This is a genomic window from Verrucosispora sp. ts21, assembly GCF_002879555.1.
Lineage (GTDB): Bacteria > Actinomycetota > Actinomycetes > Mycobacteriales > Micromonosporaceae > Micromonospora > Micromonospora gifhornensis.
The window spans coordinates 145,164-163,201 of sequence record NZ_PNOZ01000001.1 but is presented as its reverse complement, the minus strand read 5'-3'; the positions used below and the strand labels follow the sequence as shown (position 1 = coordinate 163,201).

Genomic DNA, 18,038 nt, shown 5'->3' with positions numbered 1-18,038 from the left:
TCCTCTCCGGGTGACGCGGTGCGGTCAGGAGGCAATTGCCGCTTTGCAGGCCGCGACGAACTGGGCGGCGGCCTCGGCGGGGGTGACCCGGCCGTACTGGGCGTTCTCGGCGGCCTTGGTCAGCTCGGCGCGTACCTTGCTGTGGCCCTTGATCGGCACCTGCGGGGCCTCGCCGAAGGTCTCGGCCAGCTTGGTCTCCACCTCGATGGACTGCTTCATCGCCGGGTCGGTGGTGTCGTCGCTGACCACCCGACGCAGGTCCAGGTTGGACGGCAGACCCCGGTCGGTGCCGAGCAGCTTGACCGCTTCCGGGTCGTTGACCAGGAAGTTGATCACGTCGACCGCGATGTCGGCGTTCTTGCTGCCTCGGAAGACCGACCAGTACATCGAGGCGCGGGCCCACTGGGCGCTCGGGTCACCGGGGTAGGCGATGACCCCCAGCTCGTCGGCGGTGTTCTTCTTCAGCTCCGGCATCTGGTTGACCCAGACCCAGGAGGTGGCCGACTTGCCGGTGACCACGAGCTGCTTGGTGATGTCGGTGGCGTTGCCCTCGTGGATGACGTCCGGGGTCGGGGTGGCGCCGGCGTCCCGGGCCCCCTTCCACAGCTCGAACCACCTGGTCACGTCCTCGGCGGTGAAGCCCAGGTCGCTGCCGGAGTAGAGGTCCTTGCCCTGCTGGCGCAGCCACACCCAGAAGGCCTTGTAGTCGGCGCTGGGGTCCTGGGTGCCGGGCACTCCGGTCTTCTTGCTGACCTGCTCGGCCCAGGCGATGTGCTCCTCCCAGCTCATCCCGGTGGTCGGCTCGGGCAGCCCGTTCTTGTCCAGCAGGGTCTTGTTGTAGACCAGGCCCTGGGTGTTCTCCCCGGCGGCCAGACCGGCGAGCTTGCCGTCGACCTCGCCGTACTGGAGCAGGCTGGGCGGGAACTTGCTGGTGTCCAGGTCGCCTGCGTCCTGGTACTTCTTCAGGTCCAGGGTGGCGTTGCGGGCCGCGTACTCGGTCAGGTAGTTGTCGTCGATCTGGAAGATGTCCGGCGGGTTGCCGCCGGCGGTGAGGGTGGCCAGCTTGTCGAAGTAGCCCTGGTTGGCCTGCCAGGTGGTCTCGAAGACGACGTCCGGGTTCTTCTTGGTGTAGAGGTCCAGCGCCTGCACGGTCAGCTCGTTGCGGGCGTCACCGCCCCACCAGAAGATGGAGACCTTGGTCTTGCCGTCGGAGGCGTCGTCGCCGCCGCAGGCCGCGGCAGCTCCGACCAGGGGCAGGGCCACGACCGCGGCGAGCAGGCCGCGCAGCAGTCGGCGACGCAGCAGGGGGGTACGGTAAGTGCGCCCGTCGGGCGCGCTGGTGGGGTGCGTTGCGGGGTGCATGTGCGCTCACTCCTTGGCGTTAGGAGGCGACGACGTCACTGGCGGCCACTCTCGGGCCGCCCGGGTCCGCACGGCGATGCGGGCCCGGGCCTTCGGCAGTGGCACCGGGACGATCCCGGCCGGCATACGGGCCCGGTCCGGTGGAGTCGCGGATGACCAACTCGGTCTGGAGCATTACCTGTGCGGTGGTGCGACGGACGCCGACTGTGGTCCCGGCACCGCCGGCCCGCCCGGTGCGGGGAAGGTCGGTGTCGTGTTGCAGCAACATGTCGACGGCCGTCCGGCCGGCGGCCGCGGTCGGGGTGGCCACCGTCGTCAGCTTGGGGCGGGTGAGCCGGCTCAGTGAGATGTCGTCGACCCCGACGACACTCACCTCCTGCGGCACCGCCACTCCCAGTGCGTCGAGCCCCTCCAGGAGGCCGATCGCCATCAGGTCGTTGTAGGCGAGCACGGCGCTGACCCCGGCCCGGCGGACCTGCTCCGCCTGGGCCAGTCCACCGTGCTCGGTGGGTGGGTTGGGGCCGAGCACGGTCAGCTCCGCGCCGGCCGTCCGGGCCGCCGCGCCGGCCGCGCGGCGGATCTCCCGGCTGGTCCACGAACCGCGCGGCCCACCGAGTAGGGCGATCTCCCGGTGGCCGAGGCCGGCCAGGTGTTCGATGGCCGACCGGGCGCCCTGACCGACGTCCATCAGCACGCACGGCAGCCCGGCCAGCTGGCGGTTGACCACCACCAGCGGGACCTCCCGGCTGAGCTGCTCGATCAGGCTGTTGCTCATCCGTGGGCTGCACAGCAGCACCCCGTCGACCTGCTTGGCCAGGGCGTGGACCAGTTCTTCCTCGGCGGCGGCGTCCTCATTGGTGTCGGCCACGAAGACGTGGTAGTCGCGGTGTCGAGCCTGGCTCTCCGCCGCCTTGATCAGGGGCGGGAAGAACGGGTTCGCGATGTCCGCGATGATCAGCCCGATGTTGTGCGTACGGCCGGTGATCAGGGCACGGGCGGCCCGGTTGGGGCGGTAGCCCAGGTCCTCGGCGCAGGCGAGCACCCGTACCCGCGTCTCCGGGTTGACCAGGTGGGGTGCGGAGAAGGTGCGGGAGACGGTGGAGATGTGCACCCCGGAGGCCCGCGCGACGTCCCGGATCGTGACAGGCACTGCGGCCCCCTTCGTGTGTCGGCGGTCACGGGTGCCGCCAATTAATGCAAACGGTTGCGCCAGTGTCAACGGTCGATGATTACAGCTAGGTTTCACAGCCGCACTTGCCATGCCCTCCAATACTCATGAATCAGCACAAAGGCCGCTGATTGCTGACGCACCGTTGACGCCAAGGGATCGAGCATGATTACTTCGCTGCAAAGGTTTGCAGAGAGATCGAGGAGGATCAGTTCGTGTCTCCGCACTCCGGCAGGCGGGCCCGGTACGCCGTGGTCGGCACCGGCGCCCGCGCCGAGATGTTCGTCCGCGCGTTGGTCCGCGACCACGCCGACACCGCCGAACTGGTCGCCTTCGCCGACGTCAACCAGGCCCGGATGGACGCCCACAACCGCTGGCTCACCGAACTCGGCCACCCACGGGTGCCCACCTACCACGTCGGGGACTTCACCGCGATGCTGGCCAAGGAGCGCGTCGACGTCGTCCTGGTCACCTCCGTGGACGTCACCCACGACGAGTACGTGGTCGCCGCCGTGGAGGCCGGTTGCGACGTGGTCACCGAGAAGCCGATGACCACCGACGCGCCGCGCTGCCAACGCATCCTCGACGCGGTACGCCGCACCGGCCGGCGGGTCACCGTCGCCTTCAACTACCGCTACAACCCGCTGCACGAGCAGATGCGCCGGCTGCTCACCGAGGGTGCGGTCGGCGAGATCGGCTCGGTGCACTTCGAGTGGCTGCTCGACGTACGCCACGGCGCCGACTACTTCCGCCGTTGGCACCGCGACAAGGCCAGCTCCGGCGGGCTGATGGTGCACAAGGCCAGCCACCACTTCGACCTGGTCAACTGGTGGCTGAACGCCACACCCGTGCAGGTGTACGCGGCCGGACGGCTGTTCTTCTACGGCGAGAACGGCCGCCGGCACGGCTACGCCCGCGACTACGACCGGGCACACGCCAGCCCCGCCGCCGACGACGACCCGTTCGCGCTGCGCCTGGCCGAGCACCCCCGACTCCGCGAGCTGTACCTCGACGCCGAGGCATCCGACGGCTACCACCGGGACCGCAACGTCTTCGCCCCCGGGGTGAGCATCGAGGACGACATGGCGGTGCTGGCCACCTACTCCACCGGCGCGACCATGACCTACCACCTCACCGCGTACGCCCCCTGGGAGGGCTACCGGGTGATGGTCAACGGCAGCCGGGGCCGCCTCGAACTGGAGGTCACCGAGAGCGACTACGTCAGCCCGGCCGCGGCCGGCGCGCTCAAGGGTGCGGCGCTGCACGGCGACCAGGCCGCCGCCGAGGGTGGCGCGGCCACGCTGACCCTGCGTCCCTTCTGGTCCCCGCCGCAACGCATCGAGGTCGACGGGTACACCCGCCACGGGCACGGTGGCGCGGACGCCCGGATGACCCAGGTCCTCTTCGGCGGGGCGACCGACCCGCTGCACCGCGCGGCAAGCGCCCGCGACGGCGCGCTGGCCCTGCTCACCGGGTTGGCCGCCAACCGGTCCTTCGACACCGGCGCCCCGGTACGCGTCGCCGACCTGCTCACCCTCGACTGACCTCTACCCCAGGAGTCGCACCCCGTGCCCACCTCGACCCGACCAGACCTGCTCCTCCCCGCCGACCCGGGCCAACGCGCACTGGCCCGGGAGCTGTACGCGCTTGTGGCAAGGTTGCCGATCATCTCCCCGCACGGGCACGTCGACCCGGCGCTGCTGGCCGAGGATGAGCCGTTCGGTGACCCGGCGCAGCTGCTCATCGTGCCCGACCACTACCTGACCCGGATGCTGCTCAGCCAGGGCGTACCCCCGTCCGAGCTGGGCGTGCCCAGCCGCGACGGCACCCCGGTGGAGACCGACGGGCGACGGATCTGGCGTCGCTTCGCCGAACACTGGCACCTGTTCCGGGGCACCCCGTCACGGCTGTGGCTGGAACAGACCTTCACCGAGGTCTTCGGCGTCGACACCCGACTCTCCCCGGCCACCGCCGACGAGGTGTACGACGCCCTCGCCGCCAAGCTCGCCGAGCCGGACTTTCGACCCCGGGCCCTGTTCGAACGGTTCAACATCGAGGTGCTGGCCACCACCGAGTCGCCCCTGGACGACCTGGGTCGGCACGCCAAACTGGCCGCCGACGGCTGGGGCGGGCCGGGTGGCCGGGTGGTCACCACGTTCCGCCCGGACAACGTGGTCGACCTGGAATTCGAGGACTGGTCGGCGAACGTCGACCGGCTCGGCGAGATCACCGGCGAGGACACCGGCACGTACGCCGGTTATCTGGCGGCGTTGCGGGCCCGCCGGGTGGCGTTCATCGACGCCGGGGCCACCTCGTCCGACCACGGTCACCGCACCGCCCGCACCCTCGACCTCGGCGCGGACGCGGCGACGCTGTTCGACCGGGCCCGGCGGGGCCGGGCCGAGCCCGGCGACGCCGAGGCGTTCGCTGCGCACATGCTGCTGGAGTTCGCCCGGATGTCGCTCGACGACGGGCTGGTCATGCAGCTGCACCCCGGCGCGGTCCGCAACCACAACCGCTGGCTGTACGCCCGGCACGGCCGCGACGTCGGCGGCGACATCCCGCAGGTCACCGAGTACGTGCACGCGCTCGCCCCGCTGTTGGACGCCTACGGCAACGACCCCCGGCTGCGGGTGGTGCTCTACACCCTCGACGAGGACACCTTCACCCGGGAACTCGCGCCGCTGGCCGGCGGGTACGCCGCTCTGCTGCTCGGTGCGCCCTGGTGGTTCCTGGACTCCCCCGAGGTGCTGCGCCGGTTCCGGGAGACCGTCACCGAGACCGCGGGCTTCTACAACACCGCCGGGTTCGTCGACGACACCCGTGCCTTCTGCTCCATCCCGGTACGCCACGACGTGGCCCGCCGCATCGACGCGGGTTTCCTGGCCCGGCTGGTCGCCGAGCACCGGCTGCCCATGGACGAGGCCGCCGAGACCATCGTCGACCTGGCGTACCGGCTGCCGAAGCAGGTCTACAAATTCGGGGAGGGGCAACAATGACCACCATCACCGATGTCACTGTGCACGATGTGCGGTTTCCCACCGCCGCCAGCGGCGACGGCTCCGATGCCATCAACCGGGGTGACTACTCGGCCACCTATGTCGAGCTGAGCACCGACGACGGGCCGACCGGGGCCGGGTTCACCTTCACCAACGGTCGTGGCAACGAGATCACCTGCGCGGCGGTGAACGCCCTGGCCCATCACGTGCGGGGGCGGACGGTGCAGGAGATCACCGCCGAGCCGGTGGCGTTCTGGCGCTCGCTGGTCGCCGATGTGCAGTTGCGCTGGCTGGGCCCGGAGAAGGGGGTCATCCACATGGCCGCCGGGGCGCTCGTCAACGCGGTGTGGGACCTGCGGGCCAAGCTCGCCGGCAAGCCGATGTGGCGTTACCTGGCCGAGATGCCCACCGACGAGCTGGTCGCCAACGTGGACTTCGGCCACATCACCGACGCGCTCACTCCCGACGAGGCCGCGGCCATCCTGGACAAGGGCCGTGACGGGCTCGGTGATCGGCTGGCTGTGCTGGAGCGCGACGGTTTCCCGTCGTACACCACCTCGGTCGGCTGGCTGGGCTACCCCGACGACAAGGTGCGCGCCCTGACCCGGGAGGCGTACGCGGCCGGGTGGCGGGCGATGAAGATGAAGGTCGGCGGACCGCCCGCCGACGACCTGCGGCGGGCCCGGATCATCCGGTCGGAGATCGGCCCGGACGCGCTGCTGATGATGGACGCCAACCAGGTGTGGGACGTCGACGAGGCGATCACCAACATGACCGCGCTGGCCGAGGTGGACCCGTACTGGATCGAGGAGCCGACGCACGCCGACGACATCCTCGGCCATGCCCGCATCGCCCGGGCGATGGCCGAGCTGACCGGCGGGCGGTGCCGGGTGGCCACCGGCGAGGTGGCCGCCAACAAGGTGATCTTCAAGCAGTTGTTGCAGGCCGAGGCGATCGGTGTGATGCAGATCGACGCCTGCCGGGTCGCCGGGGTCAACGAGGTGCTCGCCGAGATCCTGCTGGCCGCCAAGTTCGGGGTGCCGATCTGCCCGCACGCCGGTGGGGTCGGCCTCTGCGAGTACGTCCAGCACCTGGCGATCTTCGACTACCTGCGGGTCGGCACCAGCCTGGACGGCCGGATGGTCGAGTACGTCGACCACCTGCACGAACACTTCGTCGACCCGGTACGTACCCGCGACGGGCGGTACCTGCTGCCGACCGAACCCGGCTACAGCGCCACCATGCACCCGTCCTCGATCGCCACCTTCCGCTTCCCGGACGGCCCGACGTGGCGGTGACCGTGGGCGCGTCCCGACTCGACCTGGGGGCGCTGCGTCGACTGCCCGCCGACGCGCGTCCGCTGGTCCAGCCCGGCACCGTGCCGGCCGGGGTACTGCACCTGGGGCTCGGCGCGTTCCACCGGGCCCACCAGGCGGTCTACACCGAACAGGCGGTGGCGTCGGCCGGTGGTGACTGGGGCATTGTCGGGGTGGCGCCGCGCAACGCCGACCTGGTGCGGGTACTGACCGCGCAGGACAACCTGTTCAGCGTCAGCACGCTGTCCGCCGACGACCGGCACACCCGGGTGATCGGGGCGCTGACCGGGGTGCGGCTGGCGGCCGCCGATCCGCACGCGGTGGTGGCGCTGCTGGCCGACCCGGCGATCCGGGTGGTCACGCTGACGGTGACCGAGAAGGCGTACCAGCTCGATCCGGCCGGTGGGACGCTGCGCCCGGATCCGGCGCTGGTGGCCGACCTGGCAAGCGACCGGCCGCCGGTGACCGTGCCCGGTCTGCTGGTGCGTGGGCTGCTGGCCCGGGCCGCCGCCGACGCCGGGCCGATCGCGCTGGTCAGCTGCGACAACCTGCCCGCCAACGGCCGCCGGCTCCGCGGCCTGGTCCAGCAGGCCCTGGCGTACGCGCAGGCACCACGACACGCTGTCGACTGGGTCGGTACGCAGGTCGGGTTCCCCGGCACGATGGTGGACCGGATCGTGCCGGCGAGTACGGCGGAGACCCTCGCGGCGGCGCGGCGGGCGCTCGGGGTGGAGGATCTGGCGGCGGTGGCAGCTGAGCCGTACACCCAGTGGGTCATCGAGGACGACTTTCCCGCCGGGCGGCCGGCCTGGGAGCGGGCCGGCGCGGTGCTCTGCGCCGACGCCGGGCCGTGGGAGCGGTTGAAGCTGCGTACGCTCAACGGGGTGCACTCGGCCGCCGCGTACCTCGGCGCGTTGGCCGGCTGCGAGACGATCGCGGACGCGCTCGCGCTGCCGCACCTGGCGACGGTGCTGCGCCGGCTGATCGCCGAGGACGTGGCCGCCAGCTTCACTCCGCCGCAGGGCGTCGACGTGGTCGACTACGGCGAGCAGGTGCTGGCCCGGTTCGGCAACCCGGCGATCCGGCACCGCACCCTTCAGGTGGCGATGGACGGCTCGCAGAAGCTGCCGCAGCGGATCCTGCACACCATCGCCGACCTGCGGGCGCAGGGCCGGTCGGCACGTTGGGCGACACTGGTGCTCGCCGCCTGGATCCGGTTCGCCCAGGGCACCGCCGACGACTGTCGTACGCTGCCGCTTGACGATCCGCTCGCGGACCGCATCCGGGCCGCCCTGGCCGACGCGCCGCAGACCCCGGCCGGGGCGGTCGACGCGGTGCTCGCCCTCGACGAGATCGTCCCGCCCGACGTGGCCGCCGACGCGCAGGTACGCGCCGACGTGACCGCCTGGCTCACCGACCTCACCCGCCACGGCGTCCGCACCACCCTCACCGCCGCCTGAGGGAAAGGAAGGGCACCTTGTTAACGCCTGGTGTAGAGGAAGGGCCCCCTGTTAACGCGCCACGGGTCGCGGTTAACGCGCCACGGGTCGCGCTGATCGGAGCGAACGGGCATGGTCGCTGGCACCGGCGGGTGATCGGCCCGCTGCACGACGCGGGGCGGCTGCGGCTGGTCGCCCTGGTCGACCCGAGGCCGATCGAGGAGGAACCGGCCGCGCCGGTGCCGGCGGGTACCCGGATCTTCACCGACCATCGGGCGATGCTGGCCGAGGTGGCCCCGGAGGTGGTGGTGATCTGCACCCCGCCGCACACCCATCTGCCGATCGCCCGGGACGCGGTGACCGCCGGCGCCGACCTGCTGCTGGAAAAGCCACCGGTGCTCACCAGCGGGGAACACGAGGAGTTGGCCGGTGCCCTGGCGACCACCGGCCGGGTGGCGCAGGTCGGGTTCCAGGCGCTCGGCTCGACGGCGCTGACCGCACTGACCGACGCGGCGAGCACCGGCCGGCTCGGTACGGTCACCGGCATCGCGACGGTCGCGGCCTGGCAACGGCCGGACGCGTACTACGCCCGCGCCCCGTGGGCCGGACGGCGGCTGCTCGACGGCCGGCCGGTGCTCGACGGCGCGCTGGCCAACCCGCTCGCGCACGCGGTGATGCAGTGCCTGGCGGTCGCCGAGGCGGTAACCGGGCAGCCGGTGGAGCCGGCCACCGTCGAGGTGGAGCGGTACCGGGTACGGCCGATCGAGGTCGACGACACGGCGGTGCTGCGGCTGCGACAGGTGGTCGGTCCGCCGATCGTCGCCGCGGTCACCCTCGCCGGGGAGGACTTCATCGCCGGCGAGGTGATCGTCACCGGCACCGGTGGCCGGGCGGTGCTGGAGTACCCGACCGACCGGCTGTGGTTGCCCGGCGAGGCGGGTCCGCGGGTGGTGCCCGGCCGGCAGGGACTGCTGGAGAACCTGCTCGCGCATCGGGCCGACCGCCGGGTGCCGCTGATCGCGCCGCTGGCCAGGACCGCCGCCTTCACCTCGTTGCTGACCACGTTGCAGGAGGCACCCGAGCCCACGCTGCTCGGCGGGGAACTGGTCGACCCGGTCGGCGAGGGCGCCCAGCGGGTGCTGCGCATCCGCGGCGTCAACGCGGTGTTGCGTCGCGCCGCCGAGCGTGGCGAACTGCCGTCGGAATCGGGCGTGCCGTGGGCTGTCACGCCGTGGCGGGTCACCGCACCGAAATAGGAGGTAACGGCAACCGGACTGCAAATCGACGATCCGAAATGGATCGACTCAATGCGTTGACCAGCACTTCCCGACCAGGACAGGCCGGGTCAATTCCGGCCGATCACAATTAATGCAACAAACCTGCATAACAATAATATTGACCCTCATAAAACTCTATCCGTAGCCTTCGTTACATACGAGAAACACAACGAAGGAACGGACCCACCCCATGCGCAGAATCGCCGCCAGCGCGGCACTGATCACACTCACCCTGACCGTCGCACCCGCTCCCGCCGCCGCCCACGCACCGGCCGGGACCAGCGTCACCGCTGCCCTGTCCTCGTCGGCCCGGTCTGCACCGGCCCGGTCTGCACCGGCCCTGTCTCCGCTGGCCCTGTCTCCGCTGGCTCGCCAGCTCGGGCGGCAGACGCTGCCGGCCGGTGACGGCTGGGCGTCCGCCGGGCCGGGCACCACCGGCGGCTCGACCGCGACCGCCGACCAGGTGCACGTGGTCACCACCCGAGCCGAGCTGGTCGCCGCGCTCGGCGGCGACAACGCCACAAACGCCACGAACAACACCCCAAAGATCGTGTACGTCAAGGGCACCATCGACGGGTTCGAGGGCCGCGACGGCACACTGCTGGACTGCACGGATCTGGCCGATCCCGGCTACTCGCTCCAGGCGTACCTGGCCACGTACGACCCGGCGGTCTGGGGTCGGGTGGCGCCGAGCGGGCCGGTCGAAGAAGCCCGGGTGCGGTCGGTGACCAACCAGACCCGGCACACGCAGATCAACGTCGGCGCGAACACCACGGTCATCGGGCTGCGGGGGGCGCGGCTGGCCGGCCTCACCCTGATGATCGACCGGGTCTCGAACGTGATCGTCCGCAACATCACCTTCGACGACGCCCGGGACTGCTTCCCCGCCTGGTCCCCCACCGACGGCGAAACCGGCAACTGGAACTCCCAGTACGACCAGATCTCGGTGCGCCGCAGCGAGAACGTCTGGATCGAACACAACACCTTCACCGACGGCGACAACCCGGACAGCGCCCAACCGGTCCACTTCGGCCGCCCGTACCAGGTGCACGACGGCGCGCTGGACATCACGCACACCGCCAGCCTGGTCACCGCCGCCTGGAACCGGTTCGACGGGCGGGACAAGCTGATGCTGATCGGCTCGTCCAACACGGTCGGCCCGGACGTCGGGCGGCTCGACGTCACCCTGCACCACAACCTGTTCGACGGGTCGCTGCAACGGCTGCCCCGGGTGCGCTTCGGCCAGGTCGACCTCTACAACAACGCCTACCGGCTCGCCGGCGACGACTTCGAGTACGCCATCGGCGTGGGCGTGCAGTCCGCGGTGTACGCGGAGAACAACCACTTCACCCTCGGCACCGGCATCACCGCCGCCGACCTGCTCTACGACTGGGGTGGCACCGCCATCACCACCCGGGGCAACTGGATCACGCCGGCAGGCGGGCTGCCGCGTCCGGTCGACCTGGTGGCCGCGTACAACGCCGGACACGACCCGGACCTGTCCCCGGACGCCGGATGGACGCCGACGATGCGGCACGGCCCAGTGCTGCCGGCACCGCTGGTGCCGCTGGTCGTCGGCCCGCTCGCCGGCGCCGACCGGCTGCCGCTGTAGCGGCACACACCGCTGTTAAAAGGGGGCCCTTCCTATACCGGAGGCGTTAACAAGGGGCCCTTCCTTTCACCACCACCACCACCAAGGAAGGTGAGGCAAGGATGAGACGCACAGTCGCGCTACGAATCCTGGCGGCGCTGGCCACCACGGCCACCGGAGCCGCCGTCTGCATGGCCGTCATGACGCCACAGGCGTCGGCGGCCGTCGGCAGCGCCACCGGCTTCGCGACCCGCAACGGCGGCACCACCGGCGGGGCCGGCGGCCAGACCGTACGCGCCACCACCGGCACCCAGATCCACGCGGCCCTGTGCAACCGGGCCAGCAGCAGCACCCCGATCACCATCCAGGTCGAGGGGACCATCAACCACGGCAACACCACGAAGGTGTCGGGGTCGAGCTGCAACACCGCCGCCGACGTGATCGAGCTCAAGCAGATCAGCAACGTCACGATCCTCGGAGTGGGCAACGGCGCCACTTTCGACCAGATCGGCATCCACATCCGTGAGGCCAGCAACATCATCATCCAGAACGTGACCGTCCGGAACGTCAAGAAGTCGGGCTCCCCCACCTCCAACGGCGGCGACGCCATCGGCATGGAGGCCAACGTCCGCAACGTCTGGGTCGACCACGTCACCCTGGAGGCCTCGGGCGGCGAGTCGCAGGGCTTCGACGGGCTGTTCGACATGAAGAACAACACGCAGTACGTGACGCTGTCCTACAGCATCCTGCGCAACTCCGGTCGCGGTGGCCTGATCGGCTCCAGCGAGAGCGACCTGTCGAACGGTTTCGTCACCTTCCACCACAACCTGTACGAGAACATCGACTCCCGCGCTCCCCTGCTGCGCGGCGGTGTCGCGCACATCTTCAACAGCCACTTCTCCCGGATCAACGAGTCCGGCATCAACTCCCGGGCCGGCGCCCAGGCCAAGGTGGAGAACAACTACTTCCAGAACGCCAAGGACGTGCTGGGCACCTTCTACACCGACGCGGCCGGCTACTGGCAGGTCAGCGGCAACATCTTCGACAACGTGACCTGGTCCAGCCGTAGCGGCGACACCAACCCGGCCGGCCCCAACCCGACCTCCAACACCAGCGTCAGCATCCCGTACTCGTACCGCCTCGACCCGGCCAACTGCGTGCCGGACATCGTCCGCCAGACCGCCGGCGCCAACAAGGGCATCCGTACGTCGAACGGCAGCTGCACGCCGACGAACCCGACGAGCAACCCGACCACGCCCACCCCCGGCCCGACCACCCCGACGCCGGGCCCGACCAGCCCGACCCCGACGCCGAGCCAGCCCAGCGGCACCAACCTGAGCATCGGGGCCGGTTCCGACGGCTCCAGCAAGGCCAGCGGCACCAGCTACGGCGACGTCCGCGACGGCAACATGAGCACCGCCTGGTCGCCGTCCGGCTCGACCGGCCAGATCTCCATCAAGTGGGACACCGCCACCCGGGTCTCCCGGGTCAACATCCGCGAGGCCTCCGGCGCCGTCGGCAACGTCCGGTCGTGGCGGCTGCTCAACCACGACACCGGCGCGGTCCTGGCCACCGGCAGCACGGCCGGCGTGATCACCTTCCCGGCCACCTCGCTGCGGAAGATCACCTTCGACATCACCGGCTCCTCCGGCACCCCCCGAATCGCCGAGTTCGAGACGTACGCCGGATAACACCCGACGTGCCGGCCACGCCGACACCTGAGCATCAAGCCGGTGGGGGCCGTCGATGACGACGGCCCCCACCCTCATTCCCCTGAGCGCCCTTTGCTCTGCTTCAACCCACGCAGCGGTTCCGCCGCCGGATCGTTGCGCGGGTTGAAGCAGAGCAAAGGGGTGCGGGAGGCACCAGGAGCCCCAGGCCGAGGGGGTTGTTCCGGGGGTTGTTGCGGCATGCCGGCGGTGTAGGGGGCGTACGGCAGAATGTGCGGGCGATGGACGCGGCCGTCATCCTCACCGCGCTCGCCGACCTGGCTCCGGCCGGAGCCGAGCGGGTCCTCGACATGGCCGCAGGCAGCCGGCCGCTGGTCTGGTTGCCGGAGCCACACCGCGGCCCCCGCAACGGCCACCTGGACCGACTGGCGGCGCAGGACGCCCTGCACCGCGACGAACGCATCCTGCGCCGCGGCCTGGCCTTCCTGGTCGGCGGGGCGGACATCGACGGGGTACGGCGGCGGATCCGGCTGCCGCTGCTGGCCCAACCGGTACGGCTGGAGCGTGGCCGAGGCGGCTACCGGGTGGTCCCTGCCGGTGACCTGGAGATGACCTCGCTGATCGAGGATCGGGATCTCGCCGCCCGGTTGGAGGCCGCACCGGGGCTGGCCGGGCCGGGTTGGCTGACCGCGCCCGGCACGGCCGCCTGGATCACCGCGGCGGCCGAGGCGGCCGGTCTGAAGGTGGAGCAGGTCGTGCCCCGGCCACCGCGCCGCTTCGACGACACCTGCCTCACCGGGGTCGCCGCGGCGGCGATCTTCGTGACCCGGGACGTGTTCGCCGGTCGACTCCGCGACACCCTGCTGAACTGGGCGGGTCGTCCCGGGTTGGCGGACACCGCCCTGCGCCGGCTCTACCTCGGCGTCGCCGACGAACACGCCGACCCGGCCAGCCGGGACAACGAGGAGGTGCTGTCTCCGCTGCCGCTGAGCGGCACCCAGTTGGAGGTGGTCCGGCGCACCCGTACCGAAGCGGTGGTGGTGGTCTCCGGAGCCCCCGGCAACGGCAAGAGTCACGCCCTGGTCGCCGCCGCGCTGGATGCGGTCGACCGGGGTAAGTCGGTGCTGGTGGCCACCCAGTCCGTGGCGGCTGCGCAGGCCCTGGGCGCGCTGCTGCGCCGGCATCCCGGCCCACCCCCGGTGCTCTTCGGAGACGCGGAGCGACGCGAGGCGGTCGCCGCCGACCTGGCCGACGGCGCCGCCGGTGGGGTGCGCGACGACCAACTGCGCGAGGACGCCGCAGCGGTGGCGGCGGCCCGGCACCGGGTCACCACCATCCAAGCCGGAATCGCCGCCGCCCTGGAGCAGGAGCGCCGCGCCGCCACGCTCCCGGGCTGGCAGCCCCTGCTGCCCGCGCTGAGTCAGGACGCGCCACGGGTCTTCGACCCGGACGCCGACCTCACCGCCATCCGGCACGCCCTGAGGGACACCAGCCGCCAGGGCGCGGGCTGGTGGCCGCGACTGCGACGGTCGTACGCCCAACGGCGGCTGCGACAGCTGACCGGAGCCGGTCCCGGCCTGCCCCGGGAACGGCTGGACGCGGCGGTGGAGGCAGCCGAGGCCGTCCAGGCGGCGGCTCGACTCCCCGCCCAGGGCGGCACCGAACTCTCCGCCGCCTGGCAGGCTTTGGCGGAGGCGGACACCGTACTGGCCGAGGCGGTCGGCACCGCCCTGCGGCACCACACCACCAGCGCCCGACGGTGGACCCCGCAGGCCCGGCGGGCCGCCAACGGTCTGGGTACCGCCCTGCGGGCCGGGCGCAACCGGCGCCGGGAACTGCTCGCCGGGCTGGACGCCGAGGCGCTGGTGCGGGCCCTGCCCCTGTGGGTGGGCACGGTGACCGACGTCGAGGATCTGCTGCCGCCGGTGGCCGGCATGTTCGACCTGGTGGTGCTGGACGAGGCCGCCCACATCGACCAGGTACGGGCCGCCCCGGTGCTGGCCCGCGCCCGGAACGCACTGGTCGCCGGTGACCCCCGGCAACTGCGGTTCGTCTCCTTCGTCGCCGATGTCGAGGTGACCGCCACCCTGCACCGGCACGGGCTGGACCGGCTGGCCGACCGGCTCGACGTCCGACGGTCCAGCGTCTACGACCTGGCAGCCGGTGCCGCCCGGGTCACCTGGCTGGCCGAGCACTACCGGTCCGCGCCACACCTGATCGGGTTCTCCGGTGAACGGTTCTACGACGGCAGACTGGAACTGGTCACCCGGCACCCGCGCAACGAACAGGCCGACGCCATCGACGTGGTGCGGGTCGACCGCGCGACCGTGGTCGACGGCGTCAACCAGGCCGAGGTGGACGCCGTACTGGACCTGGTCCGGGCCCTGTCCACCCATCCCCCGGCCGGCGGGATCGCGGTGATCAGCCCGTTCCGGGCCCAGGCGGACGCGGTGGAGGCGGCCCTGCTGTCGGCGTACGACCTCGAGGCGATCCAGCGGCTCGGTCTGCGTACCGGGACGGTGCACGCCTTCCAGGGCAGCGAGGCGGACGTGGTGATCGCCTCACTCGGGCTGGTCGACGAGGACCCACCGGCCCGGCACCGCTTCCTGACCGAGCCCGGCCTGCTCAACGTCCTGATCACTAGGGCCAGGAAGCATCTGACCGTGGTCACCTCGCTGCGCTCCCCCGAGGGCATCATCGGCGACTACCTGCGCTACGCCGAACAACCCCCGACACCCCCGACCGGCCCGGTCACCTCCGCCTCGGACCCCTGGGCCCGGGCCCTGGCCCTCGAACTCGAAAAGCTGGGACTGCCGGTACGGGTCGACTACCCCGTCGGCCGCTGGCAGATCGACCTGTGTGTCGGCGAGGACACCGAGGCGGTCGGGGTGATCTGCGGGGTCCATCCCGACGGCGTGACCGCCCACGTCGAGCGGCAACGGACCCTGACCCGCGCCGGATGGCACCTGTACGACGCCTTCGCCAGCCACTGGAACGCCGACCCGATCCGAGCCGCCCTCGACCTGGCCGCCCGCATCCGCGACCCTCACAGATAGGCGAACCTGACCGGCTCCCGGAGCACCGTCGCCGCGGACTCGACATCGGCCAGCCGTGCCGCGAGCGTGGCGGTCGCCAACCGAGGGGGAAGGGCCGCACTGAACTTGAGGCCCGCGAGGGCCTTCTCGGTTACTTCCGGCAGACAGATCCGGTCGACGGTGTCGGATGTCAACGTCCGCCACATGTCACGGTCGAGGTCCGGGCGCAGTCGAATGGCCGCGTCGTCGTAGCGCTGAGCCTGGTCGGCAAGGTCGCCGAGAGTGGCGACCAGGGTGGCGTTGGCCCGGAAGCCTGCCCACGTCCACCAGCGCACCTCCCCCTCCCGGTCCCGGACGATCACACTGCCACCGGGGTGCACCTGGGTGGTCGCCTCGTCCCGTAACTGGGCAAGTCGACTGCTGGCCCGCTGCGTGAGCGCGACCGGTGGATCGGCTCCGAGCAGAACGTCGCGCGTGGCTCGCACCATCTCGTACGCCAGCCCCTGCGGTATCCCACCGGTCATCCAGAGCGCCTTGCCGCCACCCTCGGCCGGCTCCACGAAACAGCGACGGCGTTTCCAGTCGACGTACGTGACCCGCCAGCTTCGCCCGCCCAGCAGCAACAGGCGTGGACCCTCGACTCTCGCCGTCAACAACGCCGGATCGGTACGGCCGATCTCGGTACGACCGGACAGTACGGTGAACTGCGGTGGCGCGGTGAACACCGCGAGCATGTCCATGAAGTGTCGACGGCCGAATCGCAGCTCGGCCTGCGGCCCGATGAAGAGCATTCCGGCGTCCGAGTCGAGGAAGCCGTGCTCGGTCAGGTGTCGCAGGATGACCTCGGCGCTCTTGTCGAACGGCACGAGTCCGTTCCACTCCTGCGCCCAGAGCCGATCACCGATCCGGTGTCGTTGCAGGGCGAGTGCGAGAATCTGCTGGGCGACGATGTGCCGTGGTTCGCGCGGTGGCACGACCGCCTCCACCCAACCCTGCTGCCACAGTCGCAGAAGCCCACTGGCGCGTAGCAGTCCTGCACCGTCCAGGGCGAGGAAGAGACAGTTCCGGGTGCTGCCCGGTCGACGGCCGGTCCGGCCGATCCGTTGCAGGAAGGCGGCGACGCTGCGCGGTGCGTCGATCTGAATGACGCGGTCGAGGTCGCCGACATCGATGCCCAGTTCCAGGGTGCTCGTCGCAACGATCACACAGTCTCGTTCCTGTGCGAACGCCTCTTCCGCCCGTCGACGCTCGTCGGCGGCGAGTGAAGCGTGGGAGAGAAACGTCGTGACGCTGAGTTCACGCAGCCGCTGGCCGAGTTCCTCCACAAGCGCGCGGGAGTCACAGAAGACCAGCCGTTTCTCTCCCCGATGCAGGGCCGCGATGACGCGGGCCGCATTGTGCACCGAGCCGACGTAGTCCAACTCGACCTCGCCCTGAACAGCAGGGGGCGCCGCCATGGCCGGGGCGGCGGCCAGGTGCGGTGCCACCACCTGGGCTGGTCGCTCACCCAGCCCCGAGCCCTGCAACCAGCGCAGCAGGTCGTCGGGATTGCCGACGGTTGCGGAGAGTCCCACCCGCTGGATCGGTCGTCCAGCTACCCGGCTGAGCCGTTCCAGTAGGGCCAACAGGTGCCATCCACGGTCGTCACCAGCGAACGCGTGCACCTCGTCGATCACGACCGCCCGCAGGTGGCGGAAGAACTCCTCGTGGCTGACGGTGGCGCTCACCAGCATCGACTCGATCGACTCCGGGGTGGTGAGCAGCACATCGGGCCGTTCGCGCAGAATTGCTCGACGTCGTCCTGCGGTCACGTCGCCGTGCCACAGCGCCGCCTGCCGTCCCAACCAGCCGGCGTAGTTGCCGACTCGCGGCAGCAGGTTGTTGAGCAGAGCTTTCAGCGGGCAGACGTAGAGCAGGGAGGTGCCGGACCAGTTCTCCTGTGCCATCCGGGAGAGCAGCGGGAACATGGCAGCCTCGGTCTTACCTCCGGCGGTCGGTGCCAGGAGCAGCGCGTCATTCCCGTCGAGCAGGGGCCGTACGGCGGCCTCCTGCAGCGGCCGAAGCGCCGGCCACTGCAACGAGTTCACCACATGATGCAGTACGACCGGATGCAGCAGTTCCGCTCCACTCATCAACGTGCGGCGTCTGTCGCGACGAGTTCGGTGCTCATGATCTGATTCT

11 protein-coding genes are annotated in these 18,038 nt (G+C 71.0%); 8 read left to right on the top strand and 3 right to left on the bottom strand.

Annotated features, from left to right (window positions below; translation table 11 throughout):
- Nucleotides 1-24 precede the first annotated feature (24 nt).
- Both C1A38_RS00660 and C1A38_RS00655 read right to left on the bottom strand, forming a co-directional pair.
- Complete coding sequence (locus C1A38_RS00660) at nt 25-1,362, bottom strand: ABC transporter substrate-binding protein (protein ID WP_013734552.1); 1,338 nt, start codon at nt 1,360-1,362, stop codon at nt 25-27.
- Nucleotides 1,363-1,381: 19 nt separating this feature from the next.
- The gene (locus tag C1A38_RS00655; protein WP_102655853.1) at nt 1,382-2,512 is read right to left on the bottom strand and encodes a LacI family DNA-binding transcriptional regulator; all 1,131 of its coding nucleotides are present in this window, start codon (nt 2,510-2,512) and stop codon (nt 1,382-1,384) included.
- A gap of 233 nt (nt 2,513-2,745) precedes the next feature.
- On the opposite strand from C1A38_RS00655, the gene C1A38_RS00650 reads away from it, so the two are divergent.
- The 8 genes from C1A38_RS00650 (at nt 2,746) to C1A38_RS00615 (ending at nt 15,878) form a co-directional block, all read left to right on the top strand.
- The gene (locus tag C1A38_RS00650) at nt 2,746-4,074 is read left to right on the top strand and encodes a Gfo/Idh/MocA family protein (RefSeq protein WP_102655852.1); all 1,329 of its coding nucleotides are present in this window, start codon (nt 2,746-2,748) and stop codon (nt 4,072-4,074) included.
- A 24-nt stretch (nt 4,075-4,098) separates the two neighbouring features.
- Complete coding sequence (uxaC, locus tag C1A38_RS00645) at nt 4,099-5,529, top strand: glucuronate isomerase (RefSeq protein WP_102655851.1); 1,431 nt, start codon at nt 4,099-4,101, stop codon at nt 5,527-5,529.
- Nucleotides 5,526-6,827, top strand: a complete 1,302-nt coding sequence (locus C1A38_RS00640) for an enolase C-terminal domain-like protein (RefSeq protein ID WP_102655850.1) — start codon at nt 5,526-5,528, stop codon at nt 6,825-6,827. Before uxaC ends, C1A38_RS00640 begins: the two co-directional genes overlap by 4 nt.
- Nucleotides 6,818-8,305 carry a mannitol dehydrogenase family protein gene (locus C1A38_RS00635; RefSeq protein WP_102655849.1) on the top strand — a complete coding sequence of 496 codons (1,488 nt, stop codon included), beginning with the start codon at nt 6,818-6,820 and terminating at the stop codon, nt 8,303-8,305. The genes C1A38_RS00640 and C1A38_RS00635 overlap by 10 nt, the downstream gene beginning before the upstream one ends.
- Before the next feature lie 92 nt (nt 8,306-8,397).
- Nucleotides 8,398-9,540, top strand: coding sequence for a Gfo/Idh/MocA family protein (locus C1A38_RS00630; protein ID WP_199180032.1), 1,143 nt, complete (start codon nt 8,398-8,400; stop codon nt 9,538-9,540).
- 211 nt (nt 9,541-9,751) lie between these two features.
- Nucleotides 9,752-11,173: a pectate lyase family protein gene (locus tag C1A38_RS00625; RefSeq protein WP_102655848.1), complete on the top strand. Its 1,422-nt coding sequence runs from the start codon at nt 9,752-9,754 to the stop codon at nt 11,171-11,173.
- A 101-nt stretch (nt 11,174-11,274) separates the two neighbouring features.
- Complete coding sequence (locus tag C1A38_RS00620) at nt 11,275-12,843, top strand: pectate lyase family protein (RefSeq protein WP_102655847.1); 1,569 nt, start codon at nt 11,275-11,277, stop codon at nt 12,841-12,843.
- A gap of 260 nt (nt 12,844-13,103) precedes the next feature.
- Nucleotides 13,104-15,878 (top strand): AAA domain-containing protein, encoded by a 2,775-nt coding sequence (locus C1A38_RS00615; RefSeq protein WP_102655846.1) that lies wholly within the window; start codon nt 13,104-13,106, stop codon nt 15,876-15,878.
- Here C1A38_RS00615 and C1A38_RS00610 read toward each other — a convergent pair.
- Nucleotides 15,869-17,989, bottom strand: a complete 2,121-nt coding sequence (locus tag C1A38_RS00610) for a DEAD/DEAH box helicase (protein WP_102655845.1) — start codon at nt 17,987-17,989, stop codon at nt 15,869-15,871. The two genes, C1A38_RS00615 and C1A38_RS00610, sit on opposite strands and share 10 nt — an antisense overlap.
- Nucleotides 17,990-18,038 lie beyond the last annotated feature (49 nt).